Here is an 18,758-nt window from a genome sequence, read left to right as displayed (position 1 = left end):
CGTTTTAAGAATTCAGCCGTTTGATTGTTTCTTCCAGTTTAAACATTTCATCCCGGAGGCGGGCAGCTTCAAGGAAATCCATTTCTTTGGCGGCTTTTTGCATGGCGGCTTTTGTTTTTTGCAGCATTTTTTCCAGTTCCGGTTTACTCATGTAAGCGGTAACGGGGTCTGCGGCCAAGTTCACATGCTCTTCTTCGATGTAAGCACGGGAAGTTTCTTTTAGTACGGATTCCGTGGATTTCCGTATTTGGGTAGGGGTGATGCCGTGTTGAAGGTTATACTCCATCTGTTTTGCCCGGCGGTACTGGGTTTCATTGATGGTTTCCTGCATAGAGCGAGTGATTGTGTCGGCATACATGATCACTTTGCCATTTAGGTTACGGGCGGCACGTCCGGAGGTCTGTATCAGTGAACGGGTAGAACGTAGGAATCCTTCTTTGTCGGCATCGAGGATGGCAACAAGTGAAACTTCAGGCATATCTAATCCTTCACGTAACAAGTTAACTCCGACAATTACGTCAATTACTCCTTTACGTAAATTTTCGATGATCTGTACTCGTTCCAGTGTGTCCACGTCAGAGTGAATGTACTGGCATTTGATGCGAATGCGGTCCAAATATTTACTTAGTTCCTCCGCCATTCGCTTGGTCAGCGTGGTTACAAGAACTTTTTCGTTGATCTCAATTCGTTTTTGTATTTCGTTGATGAGGTGGTCTATCTGGTTCTTGCTGGGAACGACTTCGATTTCCGGATCAAGAATTCCGGTGGGACGAATAATCTGTTCCACGACAACCCCATTGCATTTTTCCAGTTCATAATCGGCCGGGGTGGCACTGACGTATATGGTTTGCCCCGTGTTGGCCTCGAATTCTTCAAACGTGAGTGGACGGTTGTCGAAAGCTGCCGGAAGACGGAACCCGTATTCCACGAGTGATTGTTTACGGGAACGGTCACCGCCATACATGGCTCTGACTTGCGGGAGGGTCACGTGTGACTCGTCAACGACAAGCAGGAAATCCTGCGGGAAGTAATCCAGCAGGCAGAAGGGGCGAACTCCGGCAGCCCGCCCGTCTAGGTAACGGGAGTAGTTCTCGATACCGGAGCAATAGCCTAGTTCCCGGATCATTTCCACGTCATATTTTACCCGTTCGTCCAGTCGTTTTGCCTCAAAGTGTTTACCGATGGAGTTTAAGAAATCAACTTGCACGACAAGATCGTGTTCTATGTCATGTATGGCTTTCGCGAGCGTGGCTTTATCCGTGACAAACAGGTTTGCGGGGTAGATGTTCAGATTTTCCATTTCGTCGATCGTTTTCCCGGTTTGCGGGCTAAACGAGGTAATTCGGTCAATCTCATCATCCCAGAACTCAATCCGGTAGGCCATTCCCTCGAAGGTTTCAATGGCCGGAAAGATGTCCACGGTTTCTCCTTTTGCCCGGAAACTACCGCGTTTGAATTCCAGTTCGTTATTCACGTAAAGGGCATCCACCAAACGGCGTAAAAGTTGATTACGGGCTATCTTTTGACCTTTCTGCAAGTAGATAATATTTGAACCGAAAGCAGTCGGGTCTGCCATACCGTAAAGACATGAGACCGATGAAATCACAATTACATCCCGGCGTCCGGATAGCAAGGATGCCGTGGTTCGTAACCGTAATTTGTCGATCTCGTCATTGATCATGAGATCTTTTTCGATATACGTGTTGGTAGTGGGTAAGTAAGCCTCCGGTTGGTAATAGTCGTAGTAAGATACAAAGTACTCCACCGCATTTTCGGGAAAAAAGGCTTTGAACTCCCCGTATAACTGGGCGGCCAACGTCTTGTTGTGACTGAGGATTAGTGTCGGACGCTGAACCTCTTGTATCACGTTGGCAATCGTAAATGTCTTTCCCGATCCTGTAACTCCCAATAATACCTGCCCCGGGACTTCATCCAGAAGTCCTTGCGTTAGTTCCTTGATTGCTTCCGGTTGATCCCCGGTCGGTTCGAATGCTGAGGTCAGTTTAAACATCTATGATTAAATGATTTTATTTATTCTGAGATTTAGTGATTTTAGATTAGGTGATTAAAAGTGTTGGATTGTGTGGTTGGAATCTAAAATCTAAAATCATTAAATCTAAAATTATTAAAGTTTGCTCATGAATTTTTCCGGGTTGATGATAAAGCGGTCGTGGATGGCTGAGCCGATAGGGGCGGTTTCATCCCATGCCTCGATAGAGAAACGAATACGGCGACCATCAACCTCGGTGATGGTCGCTTTGCAGGTTACTTTCTTGCCAACAGCGGTTGCTTTTACGTGTTTGGTATTGATTTCGATACCTACGGTGTCGCTGTCGGCTTCCAACATACCTTCCAGGCATTTGATAGCCGTGTTTTCCATTAAACCTACCATTGCGGGTGTTGCGAATACTTCCAGTTTCCCGGAACCGTAAACGGCAGCCGTGTCTTTATGTTGCACGGTAATTTCTTGTGTGAAAGAGTGTCCTATTTTTATTTCCATGATCTTTGAATTTGAATTGCAAAGTTAACTAATAATCCTGTATGGAAAGATCGTTTTAAGAAGTTTTCACGTGATGTTATGGATTGTTTAAATCCGGTTAACTGAAAAACAGGCGTACGGCTACAATGACAAGTACGACGAGCAGGAAATACCGAATGTATTTGGCTCCCCATTTGATACTGAAACGTACTCCTAACCATGCCCCAAGCATATTTCCACAGGCTAGGATAAGTCCGACTTTAAAATCCACGAGATCGTTCCAGATAAAGATTGACAGAGCGATAATCGTGTAGAATAGCACGATAAATAGTTTTATGGCATTGGCTTTTAATAGATCATAACCGCATCCGAGAACCAACCCCGCCAGCAGGAAGAATCCGATACCGATTTGGATAAATCCGCCGTAAATTCCCAGGAAGAAGAAGATAATGTTTCGTAGCCACGGGCTTTTCATTTTTGCCTTGTCCACATTTGCTTTAACCCAAGCATCCGGGTTCAAGAGTAGCATGAAAAACATGACGATTAAAAGTCCGGCAATGACTTTTTTGAATATCTCTTCGTTGATGTCCACGGCAATAAATGCACCCACGATACTACCGAGGGCCACGGGGAGTAGCAGTTTAGAATCGGTTTTGAAATCAAGTATTTTCTTTTGTTTAAAGCCGCTGACGGATACCACGTTTTGCAATAAAATAGCAATCCGATTGGTTGCGTTCGCCACGTTTGCCGGTAAGCCGATGAAGATAAGGAAAGGTACTACCAACATGGAGCCGCCCCCGGCAAACGTGTTGATAAAACCTGCGGCAGTACCGAGAAGTATGGTGACGATGATTTCGGTTATTGTCATGGGGCAAAGTTAAGAAGTAAAAGTTTAAAATTTAATAGCCTGTTTAAATTTTGTTCAACAAAATTTTATCGTTGTTTGATTACCTCTAGGTCAGGCTAATGTTCCTTCGGTGTTCCTATATGTCTCCGTCTTGATTCGTGCCGCGTTCAAATGTATTTCCTCCGGTGATCACTCGCAAGTGACACGGAGAAAGCACGGAGAAGACCTAGCCAAACAATAGAGTAACAGCGAATGTCTCTTGAACAACTGACTCCCAATATTTTTATCTTATCAATGCGAAATTTAAACAGGTTCTAAAATGAAATATTTGAACTATTAGATTTATAAAGAGTATTTCTGGGGATAGCGGAAGAATATAGCCAAAAGGGCGGCAACACCCATCAAGTACGGGTAGTAGAGGTACTGCATGATGGCTAGCGGGGTAATGGAGGCTAGACCGGCGGCCATGAGTAATTGTGCCCCGTAGGGAATGATACCTTGCACGAAACACGAGAACGTGTCTAGCAGGCTAGCTGATTTCCGGGGATCGACGCCAAAACGACGGGCAATATCTTTAGCTATGGGGCCGGACATGATGAGGGCTATCGTGTTGTTTGCCGTGCATAAATCGGCGAAACTGACGAGGGCGGCAATACTTAATTCGGCTCCTTTTTTTGATTTGACATGAGTTGTCAATTTCTGAATGATGTAGGCAATTCCCCCGTTGTAGCGAATCATTTCGAGTATTCCGCCTGCCAGTAACGTGATAATGATCAGTTCTCCCATGCCGGAGATACCCGTACCCATGGCGGCAATCCATTCCCAGAATTGAATGCTTCCGGTAATTATCCCGACTATACCGGAACAGAGAATACCGAGTAGAAGTACGATCATGACATTCACGCCAGCTAATGCGGTGGTAAGTACCAAAATGTAAGGAATTACTTTTAACCACTCGATCGGGGTGGTGTTGGGTGTTGTTGTTATTTCGCTGCCTTGGAACAGGTAAACGATAGTTACGAGTATGGCAACCGGGATGACAATTAAGCTATTGACTTTAAATTTATCTTTCATGTTACAGCCTTGCGTGCGGGTGGCAACAATGGTCGTGTCGGAGATAAAGGATAGGTTATCCCCGAACATGGCTCCTCCGACCACGATGGCTACCATGAAAGGTGTGTTTATGCCTGTTTGTGCGGCAATACCGACGGCGACGGGGGTAAGGGCCACGATCGTACCGACAGAAGTTCCCATGGAAAGTGAAATGAAACAGGCGGCAATAAACATCCCCGCGAGTAAGAGACTGTCCGGAAGTACGGATAAAGCGAGATTAACAGTCGCATCTACCGCCCCCACGGCTTTTGCCGTTTGGGCAAATGCCCCGGCAAGGATAAAAATCCATACCATGAGCATGATATTGCTGTTGGCGGCTCCTTTACAGAATAGGTCTATCCGTTTGTGGAGTTTTCCCCCGGAAGAGATGGCCACGGCCACAACGGAAGAGACGAGAAATGCTACCGTGATCGGCATTTTGTAAAAATCTCCCATGATGATAGAGGCGATCAGGTAGATACTTAAAAATACGATCAAGGGAGTTAGTGCCCAAAAGTTTGGTTTAGTTTCTTGTTGCATAGCTTAGAAAACTTGTTTTACAATTTCCTGAATATTTTCCGATTTCCCCATCGTGTAGTAATGAACGGCGGGAACCCCGTGTGCGATGAGTTCTTTACTCTGTGCCACGCACCATTCTATACCGACTTGGTTGATCTCCTTGTTATTTTTGCATGAACGAATCTCTTTAACCAGTTCGTGTGGGATGTCTATACTGAATGTACGTGGGAGCATTTCCAGATGTTTGAATGTTGATATGGGTTTTAATCCCGGTACGATAGGTACGTTAATTCCTTGCGCCCGGCATTTATCGACAAACTGGAAAAATTTGGAGTTATCGAAAAACATCTGGGTGACGATATAATTCACTCCCGCATCGACTTTCTTTTTCAGGTTCTCGATGTCACAGGCTTGGTTGGGTGCCTCGTAATGTTTTTCCGGGTATCCGGCAACCCCGATGCAGAAGTTCGTGGGAACGGCATCTGTCAGCGTGTCATCCAAGTATTGGCCGTGGTTCATGCGAGTGATTTGTTCTACCAGTTCACAACTATATTGGTGTCCGCCTTCTTCGGGAGTAAAGAAACGTTCTCCCGGTATGGGATCACCCCGGAGTGCCATCACGTTTTCAATGTCAAGGAAATTCAAGTCTATGAGTTCGTTTTCGATCTTGTGGCGGGTGGCTCCCCCGCACACGATATGAGGAACCATGTCCACGTTGTACCGTCTCATGATGGCTGCGGCCAGTGCCACGGAACCGGGGCGTTTTGTCACGGTAACTTTTTTGATCGTTCCGTCCGGGTATTCACGATATACCACTTCATCCCGGTGAAAGGTAATGTTAATGAATGGGGGAGCAAGGGCAATCAAGGGTTCGATGGCCTCGTATATTTTATTGATGTCTCCGCCTTTTAGTGGCGGTACCAGCTCGAAAGAGAATACCGCTTTGTCTGTATTGTTGAGTATGTCGATGACTTTCATAATTTTAGATTTTTAGATTCCAATAGTTTATCTATTTTAGAGTTCAAACTCCTCCGTCAGCTTTGCTGCCACCTCCTCTATAAACAGAGGAGGAGTTGGTGACTCTTCCCGAAAACAGGGAGTATTCCAGCTCTCCCTCTGTTTATAGAGGGAGTACCCCGAAGGGGGGAGGGAGTTTGTTACTTTTATCTTATTTTAGAGTCTTATACGCTAAAATATTTTGCTTTAGGATGAGAAATCAGCATACCACACAGGCTTGTCGAGGGATAGATGGAATACCCCTCGGTGAGGCGTACCCCGATCTGGGCAGGAGCATCCAGAATGTCAAAGGCCAATTTCTTCATCGCATGATCCGGGCAAGTCGGGTAACCGAAAGCGGGACGGATGATGTGAGTTCCTTCATTGACTTGTTCCTGCATCCATTCCGCGCAGGCTTCTGCTAACCGGGCACAGAGACTTCCTCGTAACAAGTGTTCAAAATCACGGCAATCGTTGCATTGGTGATCATCCTGTACTTTCAAGCAGAATAGTCCCACGCTGCCAATTCCTTTTTCTTTCGGGATGACGAAATCAGCCAGTGAAAGACACTCTTCCAAGTCCGCTTGCTGTCGGGGCATCGTGAATCGATATTGACCATCCAGAACGATGTCTTCATGCTCCGAATAGGCATCAAAGAAACGGACAATGATGGAAACGTCAAATTCATTTCCGGCGATCACTTTACCCAGCATATCCAGTGCTGCCTGGTAAGTACGGTCCGCCTCGTCGTTCGTGTAAATGATTTCCGGGTATATCCCTTTGAATCCCCAGAAATGGAAAAATGGTGTCCAGTCGATTCTTTCCACTAAATCTTCGAGATTCAAGCGTTTTACCAGTAGATTGTGTTCTCCGAAAGTTGTGGGCTCCATGTGATCCCAATCGTACCGAGGGGCTCTCCGGCGAGCCTCTTCGAGTGATATTTGTTTTTGTTGATGTTGATTGTACAAAGTTCGAATGTTTTCTTGTTCAACTTTTATTTCACGAATATAATTTTCCCGGTCATTCAGTAAACGCTTGATGATTCCCACGGTCCGGGATGCGTCACCGCCTGATACAACGCAATAATCGTATTTAGGTGCTAGTTTGACGGCCGTATGCACGGTTGAGGTCGTAGCCCCGCCAACAAGTAGGGGAACTTGTAATTGTTCTTTTTGCAACAGTTCGCACAGGTTTTCCATTTCCCCCAGAGAGGGCGTGATCAAACCGCTGACTCCGATAATATCTGCCTCGTGTTCTTTGGCAGCCTTAACAATACTCTGATTGTCAACCATGACACCAAGGTCGATTACATCCAGATTATTACAGGTCAGAACAATATTCACGATATTTTTACCGATGTCGTGTACGTCTCCTTTCACCGTGGCAATCACGACACGGGGGCGGCGGGTTACGTTTTTGCCCGATGCGTTGTGACGTTCGATTTCCGGTTGCAGGATGTGTACGGCTTCTTTCATAACCTTGGCTGATTTCACGACCTGTGGCAAGAACATTTTTCCTTCCCCGAAGAATTGTCCGACCCGTTCCATGCCTTTCATTAAAGGTTCTTCAATGATCTCGACCGGGCTGGCATAATGCGCGAGTGCCTCTTGAAGGTCTTCCGTCAGATAATCCGTGATTCCCTTGATCAGAGCGTGTCCGAGACGTTCTTCCAGGGGACGGTTCCGCCATTCTTCCTGTTGCACTGTTTTTACTTCTCCTTTCGTTTCCTTGTATTTTTCGGCAAGGGTGATCAGGGTTTCCGTTGCTTCAGGTGTACGGTTTAGTACGACGTCTTCCACGGCTTTCAGCAATATCGGGTCGATCTCGTCATATACCTGTAACATGGCAGGATTCACGATCGCCATGTCCAACCCTGCATGGATGGCATGGTACAAGAAAACGGAGTGCATGGCTTCCCGCACCGTGTTGTTTCCCCGGAACGAGAATGACAGGTTGGAGACACCACCGGATGTGCGGCATCCTTTCAAGTTTTGTTTAATCCAGCGTACCGCTTCGATATAGTCCACGGCATAATTGTTGTGTTCCTCGATGCCGGTTCCGATGGCTAGGATATTCACGTCGAAGATAATGTTTTCGGGAGTGAATCCGGCTTGCGAGGTCAACAAGTCGTAAGCTCTTTGGCAAATGTCTATTTTGCGTTGGAATGTCGTGGCTTGGCCTTCTTCGTCAAATGCCATCACGACCACGGCCGCCCCCAGACGTTGAATTTCTTTGGCTTTGTAAAGGAAGTCTTTTTCCCCTTCTTTCAAGCTGATCGAGTTTACAATACATTTTCCTTGCGTGTTTTTTAACCCGGCAAGGATGGTTTCCCACTTGGAAGAATCTATCATGAAAGCCGCTTTGGCAATATCCGGTTCGTTGCTGATGATTCGCACGAAACGTTCCATCTCGGCCGTGCCGTCCAACATGGCATCATCCATGTTGATGTCGATGATAGACGCTCCTGCCTCGATCTGTTTCCGGGCGATCGTGGCAGCCTCCGTGTAATTCTTTTCCCGGATAAGACGGGCAAATTTAGCGGAACCTGCCACGTTTGTACGTTCGCCGATATTGATAAAATTGTTTAATTCCTTATCCACCACGACGGTATCGAGACCACTCACTTTTAGTTGGTGGTTGGATGTCGGGACTTTTCTAGGGGGGATGTCTTTCAAGGCGTTTGCGATTGCCCGGATGTGTTCCGGTGTCGTTCCGCAACATCCTCCGGCAATATTGATCAATCCCTCTTTTGCCATGTTCTGGAGACAAAGAGCGGTGAATTCCGGTGATTCGTCGTATTCTCCCATTTCATTCGGTAGTCCCGCGTTCGGGTATATACTGATGTAACACGGGATGCGTGGAGCCAGTTCCCGCAGGAAATGGTGTAACTCTTTCGCTCCGAATGAACAGTTCAGGCCAAAGCTGAGAATCGGGTAGTGGGAAAGGCTTGTGAACAGGGCCTCTAGTGATTGTCCGGTCAGTGTACGTCCGCTTTTGTCGTTTACCGTGGCGGAGAGCATCACGGGAAGATGCGTGCCTTTCTCTTCCTGTACTTTTGCGATAGCGTAAAGAGCGGCTTTCGCATTCAGCCCGTCATAGATGGTTTCAACCAGCAACAAATCTACACCGCCTTCTATTAATGCCGTTACCTGACTGGCGTATGCGTTGGCCAGCGTGTCGAAATCCACGATTCGGTAAGTCGGTTGATCGGGATCGGGGGCGAGGGTCAGGGATTTATCGGTTGGTCCGATACTTCCTGCCACGTAAATTTTCCGTTCTTTACAAGCGGCTGCGGTTTCTTTTGCCAGACGGGCGCCTTCCAAGTTAAAGCGTTCCACCCATTCCGAACAGCCATATTCGGTTTGTGAAATAGCATTGGCATTGAAGGTGTTGGTTTCGATAATATCGGCTCCCGCATCAATATAGTTTTGATGTACCTGACGAATCACGTCCGGGCGGGTAATATTCAGCACATCGTTGTTTCCCTTTAGGGGGATCGGGTGTTGTGCAAATTCCTCGCCTCGGAAATCGGTTTCTGTCAACCGGAATTGCTGCAAAGCTGTTCCGGTGGCTCCATCTAGTATGTATATGCGATCTTGTAGGTTCATTTTTGTAATTTAGAATTTAAAGTTTAGAATGAAAGAGTTTTAAATCAAAAATGCCGTGAATTCCGATTTTGTCATCCTTGATGCAGATGGCGGCAAGGATGTCTTTCGTCTTCCCGATCTTTTCGATGCAGGGGGCGATGTCATCTGTTGTTTTGATCTCGTTGGCAAAAGCCGTGGCGTACGTGTCGGCTAAAGCACAATTTTTACAAATAATCATGACAGCATCCGCTTTCCCGAAACTTAAAGAGGGACCCACGGTTCCGGATGAAGTACAAATTCCCAGGGGGGCGTGGTCAGCCCGGAGGGTGAAACCCACTTTTTCCGACAGGGGAGAGGCCCCGGCAAACACGGCAATATCTATGTTTTCTTGTATGTCTGCGTAGATGTCCCCGCCATTTTCCACGATGATTTCCCGCACCCCGTACTTTTCTTTGACCTCTTGACCAATTCGGCTGGCAACAGCCCCGGCAACTGCGCTCATCGGACCGATTCCGGATTTTCTGGCCACCTCAGACATCTCTTGAAAAATGGTCGGGGCTCCCGGTTGTGCCTCGTAGGGAACGAGTGACGTGGCGTAATCCGGATCATTTTGCAGGTAAGCATCCATATATTCCCGTAATGTTCGGATTCGGGATTCCGTGAATGTAGGTATGCTTTCTTGGAAAGATGCTTGATCTATTCCGATCCACAGGTCTGTCTCTTTGTAAGCAACCGTGAAAGAATACCAGCGCTCTTTCTGCAAATGCTCCCGATATGTGCGATTTTTGTACTCGATCATAACCGAATTAATTTATAATTTCAATTTTCAATTGTCTAGCAGCTTTCCGGATTACTGAATTCAATCTTGAAAAGTTTCAACGGGCAAGCTTTTAAACATAGTTTGCAGGCGATACATTTTTCGGGATTGAATTGTAGTTTCCAGTCGGGAGCCTCGATCGTCAAGGCGTGGGAGAAACAGGCCGAGGCACAGTTACCACAATTGATACAACGGGATTCGTCGTAAGAAATCTTGCTGGATACAGGGCTTACGGTTACCCCGTTATCATTCAGGAAGGCGATAGCCTGTTCTATTCTCAAGGGATCCGCGTCCATTTCGATCAAGAGTGATCCGGTTTTTCCGGGTTGTATCTCCGCCTTTAGGATATTTACTTTTACATCATAGATACGAATTAAGTCGTATGTCAAGGGTCTGTCTGTTGCGTCAACCGGGAAGGTTAATATTACTTTTTTAGTCATAGCCGCTATTAATTTTAGATTTTACTAATTATTTGATTCTGTGATTTCCGATTAGATGATTATAAAATCACGTAATCGTTGAATCGGCAAGCACTTAATCTTTTTTCAATTCTCCATTTTCAATTTCTTGGAGTCCTTTTAGAGAAGTGCCTGTTGGCATGGGGCGAACGGGTTCCGTGAGCAGGAAATCTCCTTTCTGAATCCATGACTTTAAAATCTCGGCAATTTGCCGGGCTTTTGACAAGCTGGCAACAGGAGCCGTTTTGATTTTATGGCCATTGACCTCGATCTCTCCACTTTGCAGGGCGGCATAATTTGTTTTACCTAAAATCTTATTCCCGTCTCCGTAATCGACAACCGTGGTTTCTATTTGTTCATTTCGGATAGATACTCTGCGGGCAAGGTCTTCATCCAGAATCGGGATGGGGATGCCGATGCCGACAAACATGCTTACCCCGTATTTTTCGTAATAAACTCCTCTTAAAAATTCCGTACTCATATTTTTTAAGTCTCCGATCACGGCAATCGTGCGGGCATTGCTGGTGGGAATACCGTGTTCGTTCGTTTCTTTTGTGGAGTGGAATTGTGTTCCGTTCCAAGTGACGTATCCTTCTGTCCCGCAGAGGAAAATACGAGTTCCTAAACCGATCGTGCGACATTCCGGATCGTTCAACAGGGGAGATAATTCTCCGGCCGTGCTGTAAGAGGCGTTTCGCAATTTTGGCAACAAGGTTCCCATGTACGTGTATTTAATTTTATCCGTGGAATTAGTAGCCACGTTATAATTCTGGTAGGCATTTCTGGGGTTGTACAGGATAGCCTCGTTGATCGTGTCTTTGGTGATCACTGTTTTGATATGTTTCCGGGGATAACAATCCGTACCTTTTCCCCAGGCCTCCAGCGTGATTTCTTTACCTGCAATCAGATCTTCTATGATGTGGGCTCCCCCGTAACTGGGGTTTTCCGGATTGCAATCAGTTGCTCCCACGTAAGTGTCCACGGCAGCCAATCCGCCACTGACACGAATGCCGTTCAATTCGATTTTTTCCATGCGAATCGGGGGATTAGCGTGTCCGAAGTTTAAAAATGCCCCGGAGGAACACATTGCCCCGAAAGTGGCCGTGGTCACGACATCCACTTTCTCTGCGATCTCTTTCGGGGAGAGCGTTTTTGCCAGTTCTGCAACCTCTTCGGCAGTCAACACGACAGCCGTACCTTTCTTGATTTTATCGTTTATTTCTGCGTATGTTTTAGCCATGATCTTGTACAATTTTTTAATGGATAAATTTTTTTTTGTTGATTTTTTATCTGTTAGCTGCCTTGCAACTAATTGATTCCTAGTGATAATTTGATGGTATGCAATGACACGTTTTCACACGGTTTATCCTTGAAACCGATTCATGAAATCCTGAAAATTAACGTGTAATTTCCCAATCAAAAATCTGAAATTAAAAAAATCTAAAATAAAAAGTCCGGGGTATAAAAAATATTAGCGCATGCAGCGCATACGCATAGACATGGCGATAGAATGAATGAAAAGAGTGCTACAATTTGTAGTGCAATAAATGCTGTTTTGTTTTGTTGTTTCTGTTTTCATTTTCTTTCAGCTTAAATTATAACTCCTGGTTCTCAGGTCGGGTTTTGGCACCTTGCAAGTAGCCTTGCAGGTTGTCGGAGTTTCCATGAGCCCGTTCTCTCGACTCCTCTTTATAATTCAAACAATCCTTGCAGATTGAATTGATAGGGACAAAGGAAAACAGAATAAATGAATAATGCAAGTATTTGATAATTTTTTTTCTGTAGTTTCCTAAAATCGGTTTACTCGATTTTAGGAAACTACCCTAGAAATAGGGTGGGATTAGATAATCTTGAATCCCAAGGTTAAGTTCCATGATTTGGGTGCTTTTACCCCATCTCCGAATTTCTTTAATCCGAATTCGTAGTCAATATCGAAAGTTACTTTCCATACATCGACTCCGGCTCCGATTTTTCCGTTCCACATCATTTTGTCCGTGTTGAAATCGCTTTTTAAATCTTTCGTGACGAAAGATGCAACGGGACCAGCGAATCCGCGTAATTTGAATATGGGGAGTTTGAGAATGTTATATCCGACCATAACAGGGATGTCGATGGAGCTGTATTTGAATTTTCCGATAGAACCGACTTTGATTTTACTTTCTTTGTGTGCAAAGTTCAAGGCTGGTTCTAAGTAAATACTCCCAAGATTGATTCTTGCGAAGGCACCAATCATGTATCCACCATGCGAATCTACTTTATATTCTTTTGCTTTGATTTTTGCGTCATTCCAACCGCCATGAATACCGATATTTATAGGTAAGGATTGAGCCATGGTGGTTAAACCGATGAGACTAAAGAGAGCTAAAATTACTAATTTTTTCATACTGTCCTTTTTTGTTTTAAATAATTGATTTATCTATTTAATTATATTCTATTCGTTTGAATTCCGAAAGGATGATGCCAGTGGCAACTCCCACGTTCAGGGATTCTGTCGAATAAAGACTGTGTGCAAAACTGGGAATTGTTATTTTATGGTCTACCAGTTGTTCGATACCCGCGGTAATTCCGTTTCCCTCGTTTCCCATGACGATAAATCCCTTGGTTTGGAGGTTCATCCGGTAGATGTTTTCTCCTTCCAGAAATGTCCCGTAACAGGGAAAGTTCGGGTTCGTGAACCGGGGGATAAAACTGACAAGATCCAAGTAAAAAACGTTCACCCGGAATATTGCACCCATGCTTGCTTGAACGGATTTCGGGTTAAAAATGTTTGCACAATCGTGATCGCAAAATATGTTCCGGATACCGAACCAGTCGCAAACCCGGAGTATCGTGCCGATATTGCCGGGGTCTTGAATACCGTTGAGAATCACTGAAAGCGAGTCTTTTATCTCCTCCGGGTTGTATGTTTTAATGGGAATTTCGGCTAGTGCGATGACTTCCGGTAGGGATTTGAAATTGGAAATACGTCCCATCTCGATCTCGTTTACCTCGATCGTGTTATATTTTTTCACGTGTTGTTGATTGCTTTCGATCCACGAGGGACGGGCAATCAATGAATCTATTTTCATGTCAGAGAGGAGTAATTCCTGTACGAGTTTATCTCCTTCTACCTTGTATAAATTATATTTTTCCCTGAATTTCTTTTTTTCAAGGTTTTGAATTACATTTGTTAGGTGTTTGCTAAGCATCATTTTTAAGCTTGCTGGTTAAAATTAAAACACAAACATAGTATTTTTTTGAGATTTTTGAGCATGCGGGTAGCGTACAAGATAAGTTTTATTTTTTTTATATTCTTCATTTTTTATTCGTGTTCACCGACGAAGTATGTCGGGAAAGACGAGTATTTGCTGGATCGTGTGAAGGTGAAAGTGGATGATTATAAGCTTAATCGGTCTGATTTGAAACGAAATATCCGACAAAAACCGAATACCCGGATTTTGGGGGTTGCCCGTTTTCATCTGGGATTATATAATTTAAGCGGGAGGAATGAAAAAAAGAAATTTAACCAATGGTTACGACGTATCGGGGAGGCTCCCGTTATTTACGATCCTTTCATGACGCAACGAAGTGCCAGCCAGATTGAATTGTATCTCCATAATAAAGGGTTTTATAGTGCGGAAGTATCAGATACGATCTTTTATAAGAAAAGGAAGGCGTTTGTGGAATACCACGTGAAAGTGGGACCTGTTACCCGGATTCAGGAAGTGCGATTTGATGATAAGGAGGGGGGACGGGTAAACCAGATCGCCGAGGAAAGCGGGTTGATGGCCAATTTTCGACGGGATACGGTGAATACTCTTTTGGAGAAAGACGCTCCATTGGATCTTGACGTTCTGGATGACGAACGGGAACGAATCACGAAAATGCTCCGGGAAAAAGGGTATTTCAATTTTTCAAAGAATTTTATCCAGTTTTTTGCCGATACAACAAGTGCGGTTAAAGAAAATATGGCCAAAGTTTTCGTACGGGTGGTAGAGAATGCCGTGGATAGCAACGCTTACAGGCGTTATTTCGTGCGGAACATCAGCGTGAATTTTGATTACGACCCGATGCTGACTGCAGAACAGGTGGATTCTACGTATAATACGTTGTATTACAATGGTTATAATATCTTGTACAAGGATAAGCTAAAGATAAAGCCTAAAATGATTATAGAAACCATCCAGTTGCAGCAGATGGAATTGTACGATGCCCGGCGGGTGATAGATACTTACGTGCGATTGCAGGCGCTGAATCTTTTCAAGATGGTGAATATCGATTTTAAAGAGGTGGAGTCGGATGGAGACGTGAAAGCTTTGGACTGCGTGATCCAGTTATCGCCCGTGAAGAGGCAATCCTATAACGTGTTCTTGGAGGGGACGCATAATTCGGGCAACATGGGAGTGGGAGGTAATTTTACCTATAACCATCGTAACGTGTTCCGTGCGGGGGAGAATATTTCGGCCAGTATTTGGGGAAGTTTGCGGAAAGAGCAGGTCAATGGAGAGGGAAAAATATTTAATACCTCGGAAATCGGAGCTGAATTGAAACTCGTGACCCCGCAGTTTTGGATGCCGTTTTTCAAGATGAAAGATTTCCGGCGGAATTATGCCCCGAAGACTTCGATTTCTTTTTCGTATAGTTATGAATATACCCCGTATTATACCCGTTCGATTGCTAATGCCCGTTTCGGTTATTTATGGCGGAAAGCGAACAAAAAGTGGAGGTATAATTTTGATTTGATAGATTTGAACTATGTGTTGATGAAGGATGTGGACCAGAATTTTATCGATGGTTTGAAAAATGAGTATATCAAAAATGCCTACACGGACCATATGATCCTTTCTGCCGTTTTCTCTGCCACTTACACGGATCAGCAGGTGAACGTGAAAACTGCGAATTATAGTTATTTCAGGGTAAACACGGAGACTTCGGGAAATTTTCTTTCCGTTATAGACGGGATTGCCGGAAGTAAAAGTTCTGCGAGTGGAACGTTAAATGAAAAGTATTACAAAATCTTCGGGGTTAGGTACGCGCAATTTGTGAAAGCAGATGCCGAATACCGTTATAACTGGTATATCAACCGGGCGAATTCACTCGTGGGACGTCTTTTCGTGGGGTGTGGTTACCCGTATGGAAACATGAAGGTATTGCCTTTTGAGGAGGCGTATTACGGGGGTGGGGCAAACGACATCCGGGCTTGGCAGGCTAGGACATTAGGTCCCGGTTCTTATCTGGCCACGGAGAAATACCCGAATAGCGTGGGGGATTTCAAATTGGCGGGAAATATTGAATACCGTTTCAAGTTGATTTGGTTGTTGGAGGGAGCGTTGTTCGTGGATGCCGGAAACGTGTGGAATATTAACCCGAAAGAAAATCGTTCCGGGGCAAAACTGAATTATAATTTCTTTAACCAGATTGCTATCGGTACGGGGGCGGGTCTGAGGTTGAACGCTAATTTCTTTTTGTTACGTTTTGATTTGGGAATCAAGGTGAAAGATCCTTCCATGCCCGTGGGAAATCGTTTCGTATTGTTTGATTCGCGTGGAGGATTCAAGCGGTCCGTGTTTAACGTGGCGATCGGGTACCCGTTCTAGGTCATGTTAATCTTGTACTAATAAAGATAAAAATAATAGTTATGTTTTAATAGATAATTTATATCTTTGGAACGTAATTTTATTGAAGATACAAGGCGTTTAAAGAATTATCCGTGTTCAGGAAATCCCCAATTTCAATACTACAATGGATAATGCAGACAACGTCCCTCGTGCTATATCGTATACTCATTTGATTATATCATATAGGCGTGGGGCTTTATGTATTTACTTGTAGTGAGTATGGGGATACTTCTGAACGGTAATACTAAAGTTCCCACGCTTAACCTTATATGGATTCAACCCATGGGAACAGGGTTGTTGTATATTTGAGTTTTATGAAAATTATGAAATTGAAAAAAGAAATTATCATTGTCCCCAGATTTAGGCTTCTTATCCGTCACTGTTTTAAAGACACGCTTGATTTTCACTTCTTCTCGTCGATCACTTCATTTTTGTCATTTCCTCTATTTCTTATTGCGCAAACAATATGCCAAAATAGAGGTTTCATTCATGTTAATAGATGAGGAGACATTCCAGAGAAGAGGATTTTCGGATGTTATTTTTAGTTTTATCGAAGGAAATCCGGGAGTTAAAGCGTGGTTTACAAGGGGATTCCTGGGAATTCGTTCTCAGTAGAATTGAGGATATTGAAAAAGAACTGGATCTTATGTTGACTTTTTTACAAGTGGAAGAGGACAAAAAGGCATAAGATTCTTTTTACTTGACGATATGTCACGATTTTATAGAAGTATGAAACAGTAATTAAATTTTAAGTTGATAATGGATAAGCGAATAGAATATGCCGTGAATGAGTTAATAAATGCGGAGTTATGGTCTGCGAACTTGTATTTGTCGTTACAAGTTTATTTCGAAGAACAACAACTGGCAGAACTGGCTTCTTGGGTAAATTTGCAATCTCAGGATAATATGAGTAGGATTTGTCGGATGATTGAATCTATTTATCGTTCTAAGGGAAGTGTTCTGATTCGGGAAATGAAACGGGATGCATGGGATTGGAATAATACGTTACATGCCTTAAACGAATTGATCAAACATGAAAAATATATGGCAGAGCAGATTGAAATACTTTTGGTGCTTACCGAGAATGTTGACGTAGCTTTTCATGCTTTTGTCCGTGAAATATATTTGCAGAAGAGATTTACTTCTAGGATTTTTATAGAGTTACTTCATATTTTCACCCAAGAGAAGAGATGGAGATTACCCTTGAATATTGACTTGAATAATCGAGAAAATGAGAGTTAGTTGAATGGGTTTGGGAGATATGCAAATTTGCATATCTCCCAAGAATCATGACATATACTTGCTGATAATGTATAATGTTCGAAGTCTAAAAACTTGGTAAGTTTGGAAATAATGCCGATATTTGAACATAGCTTTTATCTTTTAGTTTTTAACTTTTAACTAATACATATATCGTGGTTACACAAATAGTTGTATATTTGTCTTTGTTGTTACAGATCGTTGCGATGGGATTTGCGATTAGTTTGTTTAAGCGGACGAAGTTCAATGCTGCTTGGATTTTGATTTCAACAGGCTTTTTTTTGATGGCGATTTACCGGGCGATAGAATTGGTTCCCTCGATGCACCGGGGAGAGTCGGAAGAGTTGTACCAGACGAAAGTGTGGTTGTCATTTGTTATTTCGCTGGCCTTTGCTATCGGGACATTTTATATACGGAAGGTATTCCAGTTTTTACGTCGGCTGGATGGTATACGGAGTGAGACGGAAAAGCGGGTACTGTCGGCTGTTATCCGCACGGAGGAACAGGAGCGGCAGCGTTTTGCCAAGGAGTTGCATGACGGGCTAGGGCCTTTATTAAGTGTTATAAAGATGTTGCTTTCCGGTTTCGAGGAAAAGAACTCGTCGGAGGTAAACGACAAAATCAAAGGGAACTTGAAACAGGCTGTTGACGAGGCTATCACGAGCGTGCGAGAGATTTCAGCTAATATCAGTCCTCATATATTGAATAATTTCGGTTTAAAGGATGCCACGGAATCATTTATTCGAAAATTGCGTCCGGCTGAAGGTATTAGTATTAATTTTAAAACAAATATTGATAATCGTCGTTTTATATATAACGTGGAAGTAATCATGTACCGGGTGATTTGCGAGTTGATCAATAACACGTTGCGACATGCTAATGCCAGTAAAATCAGTATTGACCTACAGTTGCAGGGGGATGTTTTGTACTTGGAATACGAGGATAACGGCATGGGGTTTGACGTGAAACAAGCTGAAAGTGATGGCGGGATGGGATTGAGCAACATGCAGTACCGATTGAATTCGGGAAATGGGGATATCAAGATTTCCAGCGAGTCAGGACGGGGAATGATTGCGAGAGCTTTTATAAAGTGTAAGTAAATCTTG

The 18,758-nt window shown here is 44.0% G+C and carries 14 protein-coding genes and 1 riboswitch; of the genes, 3 read left to right on the top strand and 11 right to left on the bottom strand.

Annotated features, from left to right (window positions below):
- Positions 1 to 4: 4 nt before the first annotated feature.
- The 11 genes from uvrB to F1644_RS02510 all read right to left on the bottom strand — a co-directional run bounded on the left by uvrB (position 5) and on the right by F1644_RS02510 (position 13,983).
- Positions 5 to 2,011 carry an excinuclease ABC subunit UvrB gene (uvrB, locus tag F1644_RS02560; protein ID WP_118302161.1) on the bottom strand — a complete coding sequence of 669 codons (2,007 nt, stop codon included), beginning with the start codon at positions 2,009 to 2,011 and terminating at the stop codon, positions 5 to 7.
- Between the two features lie 114 nt (positions 2,012 to 2,125).
- A complete protein-coding gene (locus F1644_RS02555; RefSeq protein ID WP_087420467.1) occupies positions 2,126 to 2,500 on the bottom strand; it encodes a thioesterase family protein in 375 nt (124 codons plus the stop codon).
- 97 nt (positions 2,501 to 2,597) lie between these two features.
- On the bottom strand, positions 2,598 to 3,347 hold the full coding sequence (locus F1644_RS02550) for a sulfite exporter TauE/SafE family protein (RefSeq protein ID WP_087420466.1): 750 nt from the start codon (positions 3,345 to 3,347) through the stop codon (positions 2,598 to 2,600).
- Between the two features lie 321 nt (positions 3,348 to 3,668).
- Complete coding sequence (locus F1644_RS02545; protein WP_118302162.1) at positions 3,669 to 4,958, bottom strand: Na+/H+ antiporter NhaC family protein; 1,290 nt, start codon at positions 4,956 to 4,958, stop codon at positions 3,669 to 3,671.
- A gap of 3 nt (positions 4,959 to 4,961) precedes the next feature.
- Entirely contained in the window at positions 4,962 to 5,915 is a 954-nt protein-coding gene (metF, locus tag F1644_RS02540; RefSeq protein ID WP_118302163.1) for a methylenetetrahydrofolate reductase [NAD(P)H], read from the bottom strand.
- A gap of 203 nt (positions 5,916 to 6,118) precedes the next feature.
- A complete protein-coding gene (gene metH, locus F1644_RS02535) occupies positions 6,119 to 9,541 on the bottom strand; it encodes a methionine synthase (protein WP_118302164.1) in 3,423 nt (1,140 codons plus the stop codon).
- Positions 9,542 to 9,557: 16 nt separating this feature from the next.
- Positions 9,558 to 10,319 (bottom strand): UPF0280 family protein, encoded by a 762-nt coding sequence (locus F1644_RS02530; RefSeq protein ID WP_209279524.1) that lies wholly within the window; start codon positions 10,317 to 10,319, stop codon positions 9,558 to 9,560.
- A 35-nt stretch (positions 10,320 to 10,354) separates the two neighbouring features.
- Positions 10,355 to 10,777, bottom strand: coding sequence for an NIL domain-containing protein (locus F1644_RS02525; RefSeq protein ID WP_087420462.1), 423 nt, complete (start codon positions 10,775 to 10,777; stop codon positions 10,355 to 10,357).
- A 94-nt stretch (positions 10,778 to 10,871) separates the two neighbouring features.
- Positions 10,872 to 12,035: a homocysteine biosynthesis protein gene (locus F1644_RS02520; RefSeq protein ID WP_087420461.1), complete on the bottom strand. Its 1,164-nt coding sequence runs from the start codon at positions 12,033 to 12,035 to the stop codon at positions 10,872 to 10,874.
- 352 nt (positions 12,036 to 12,387) lie between these two features.
- Positions 12,388 to 12,493, bottom strand: a riboswitch (SAM riboswitch).
- A gap of 142 nt (positions 12,494 to 12,635) precedes the next feature.
- Positions 12,636 to 13,178: a porin family protein gene (locus F1644_RS02515; RefSeq protein ID WP_087420460.1), complete on the bottom strand. Its 543-nt coding sequence runs from the start codon at positions 13,176 to 13,178 to the stop codon at positions 12,636 to 12,638.
- A gap of 37 nt (positions 13,179 to 13,215) precedes the next feature.
- Positions 13,216 to 13,983 carry an RNA methyltransferase gene (locus F1644_RS02510; protein ID WP_118302165.1) on the bottom strand — a complete coding sequence of 256 codons (768 nt, stop codon included), beginning with the start codon at positions 13,981 to 13,983 and terminating at the stop codon, positions 13,216 to 13,218.
- A gap of 48 nt (positions 13,984 to 14,031) precedes the next feature.
- On the opposite strand from F1644_RS02510, the gene tamL reads away from it, so the two are divergent.
- The 3 genes from tamL to F1644_RS02495 all read left to right on the top strand — a co-directional run bounded on the left by tamL (position 14,032) and on the right by F1644_RS02495 (position 18,752).
- Complete coding sequence (tamL, locus tag F1644_RS02505) at positions 14,032 to 16,371, top strand: translocation and assembly module lipoprotein TamL (protein ID WP_229782426.1); 2,340 nt, start codon at positions 14,032 to 14,034, stop codon at positions 16,369 to 16,371.
- Positions 16,372 to 17,151: 780 nt separating this feature from the next.
- A complete protein-coding gene (locus F1644_RS02500) occupies positions 17,152 to 17,634 on the top strand; it encodes a ferritin-like domain-containing protein (RefSeq protein WP_118302168.1) in 483 nt (160 codons plus the stop codon).
- Positions 17,635 to 17,807: 173 nt separating this feature from the next.
- Positions 17,808 to 18,752 (top strand): sensor histidine kinase, encoded by a 945-nt coding sequence (locus tag F1644_RS02495; protein ID WP_118302169.1) that lies wholly within the window; start codon positions 17,808 to 17,810, stop codon positions 18,750 to 18,752.
- The last annotated feature ends 6 nt before the right edge of the window (positions 18,753 to 18,758 follow it).

It is taken from the genome of Butyricimonas paravirosa, from assembly GCF_032878955.1.
GTDB classification, from domain to species: Bacteria; Bacteroidota; Bacteroidia; order Bacteroidales; family Marinifilaceae; genus Butyricimonas; species Butyricimonas paravirosa.
Note: the sequence above shows the minus strand (reverse complement) of the source record. Positions and strands in the feature narration are given on the sequence as shown.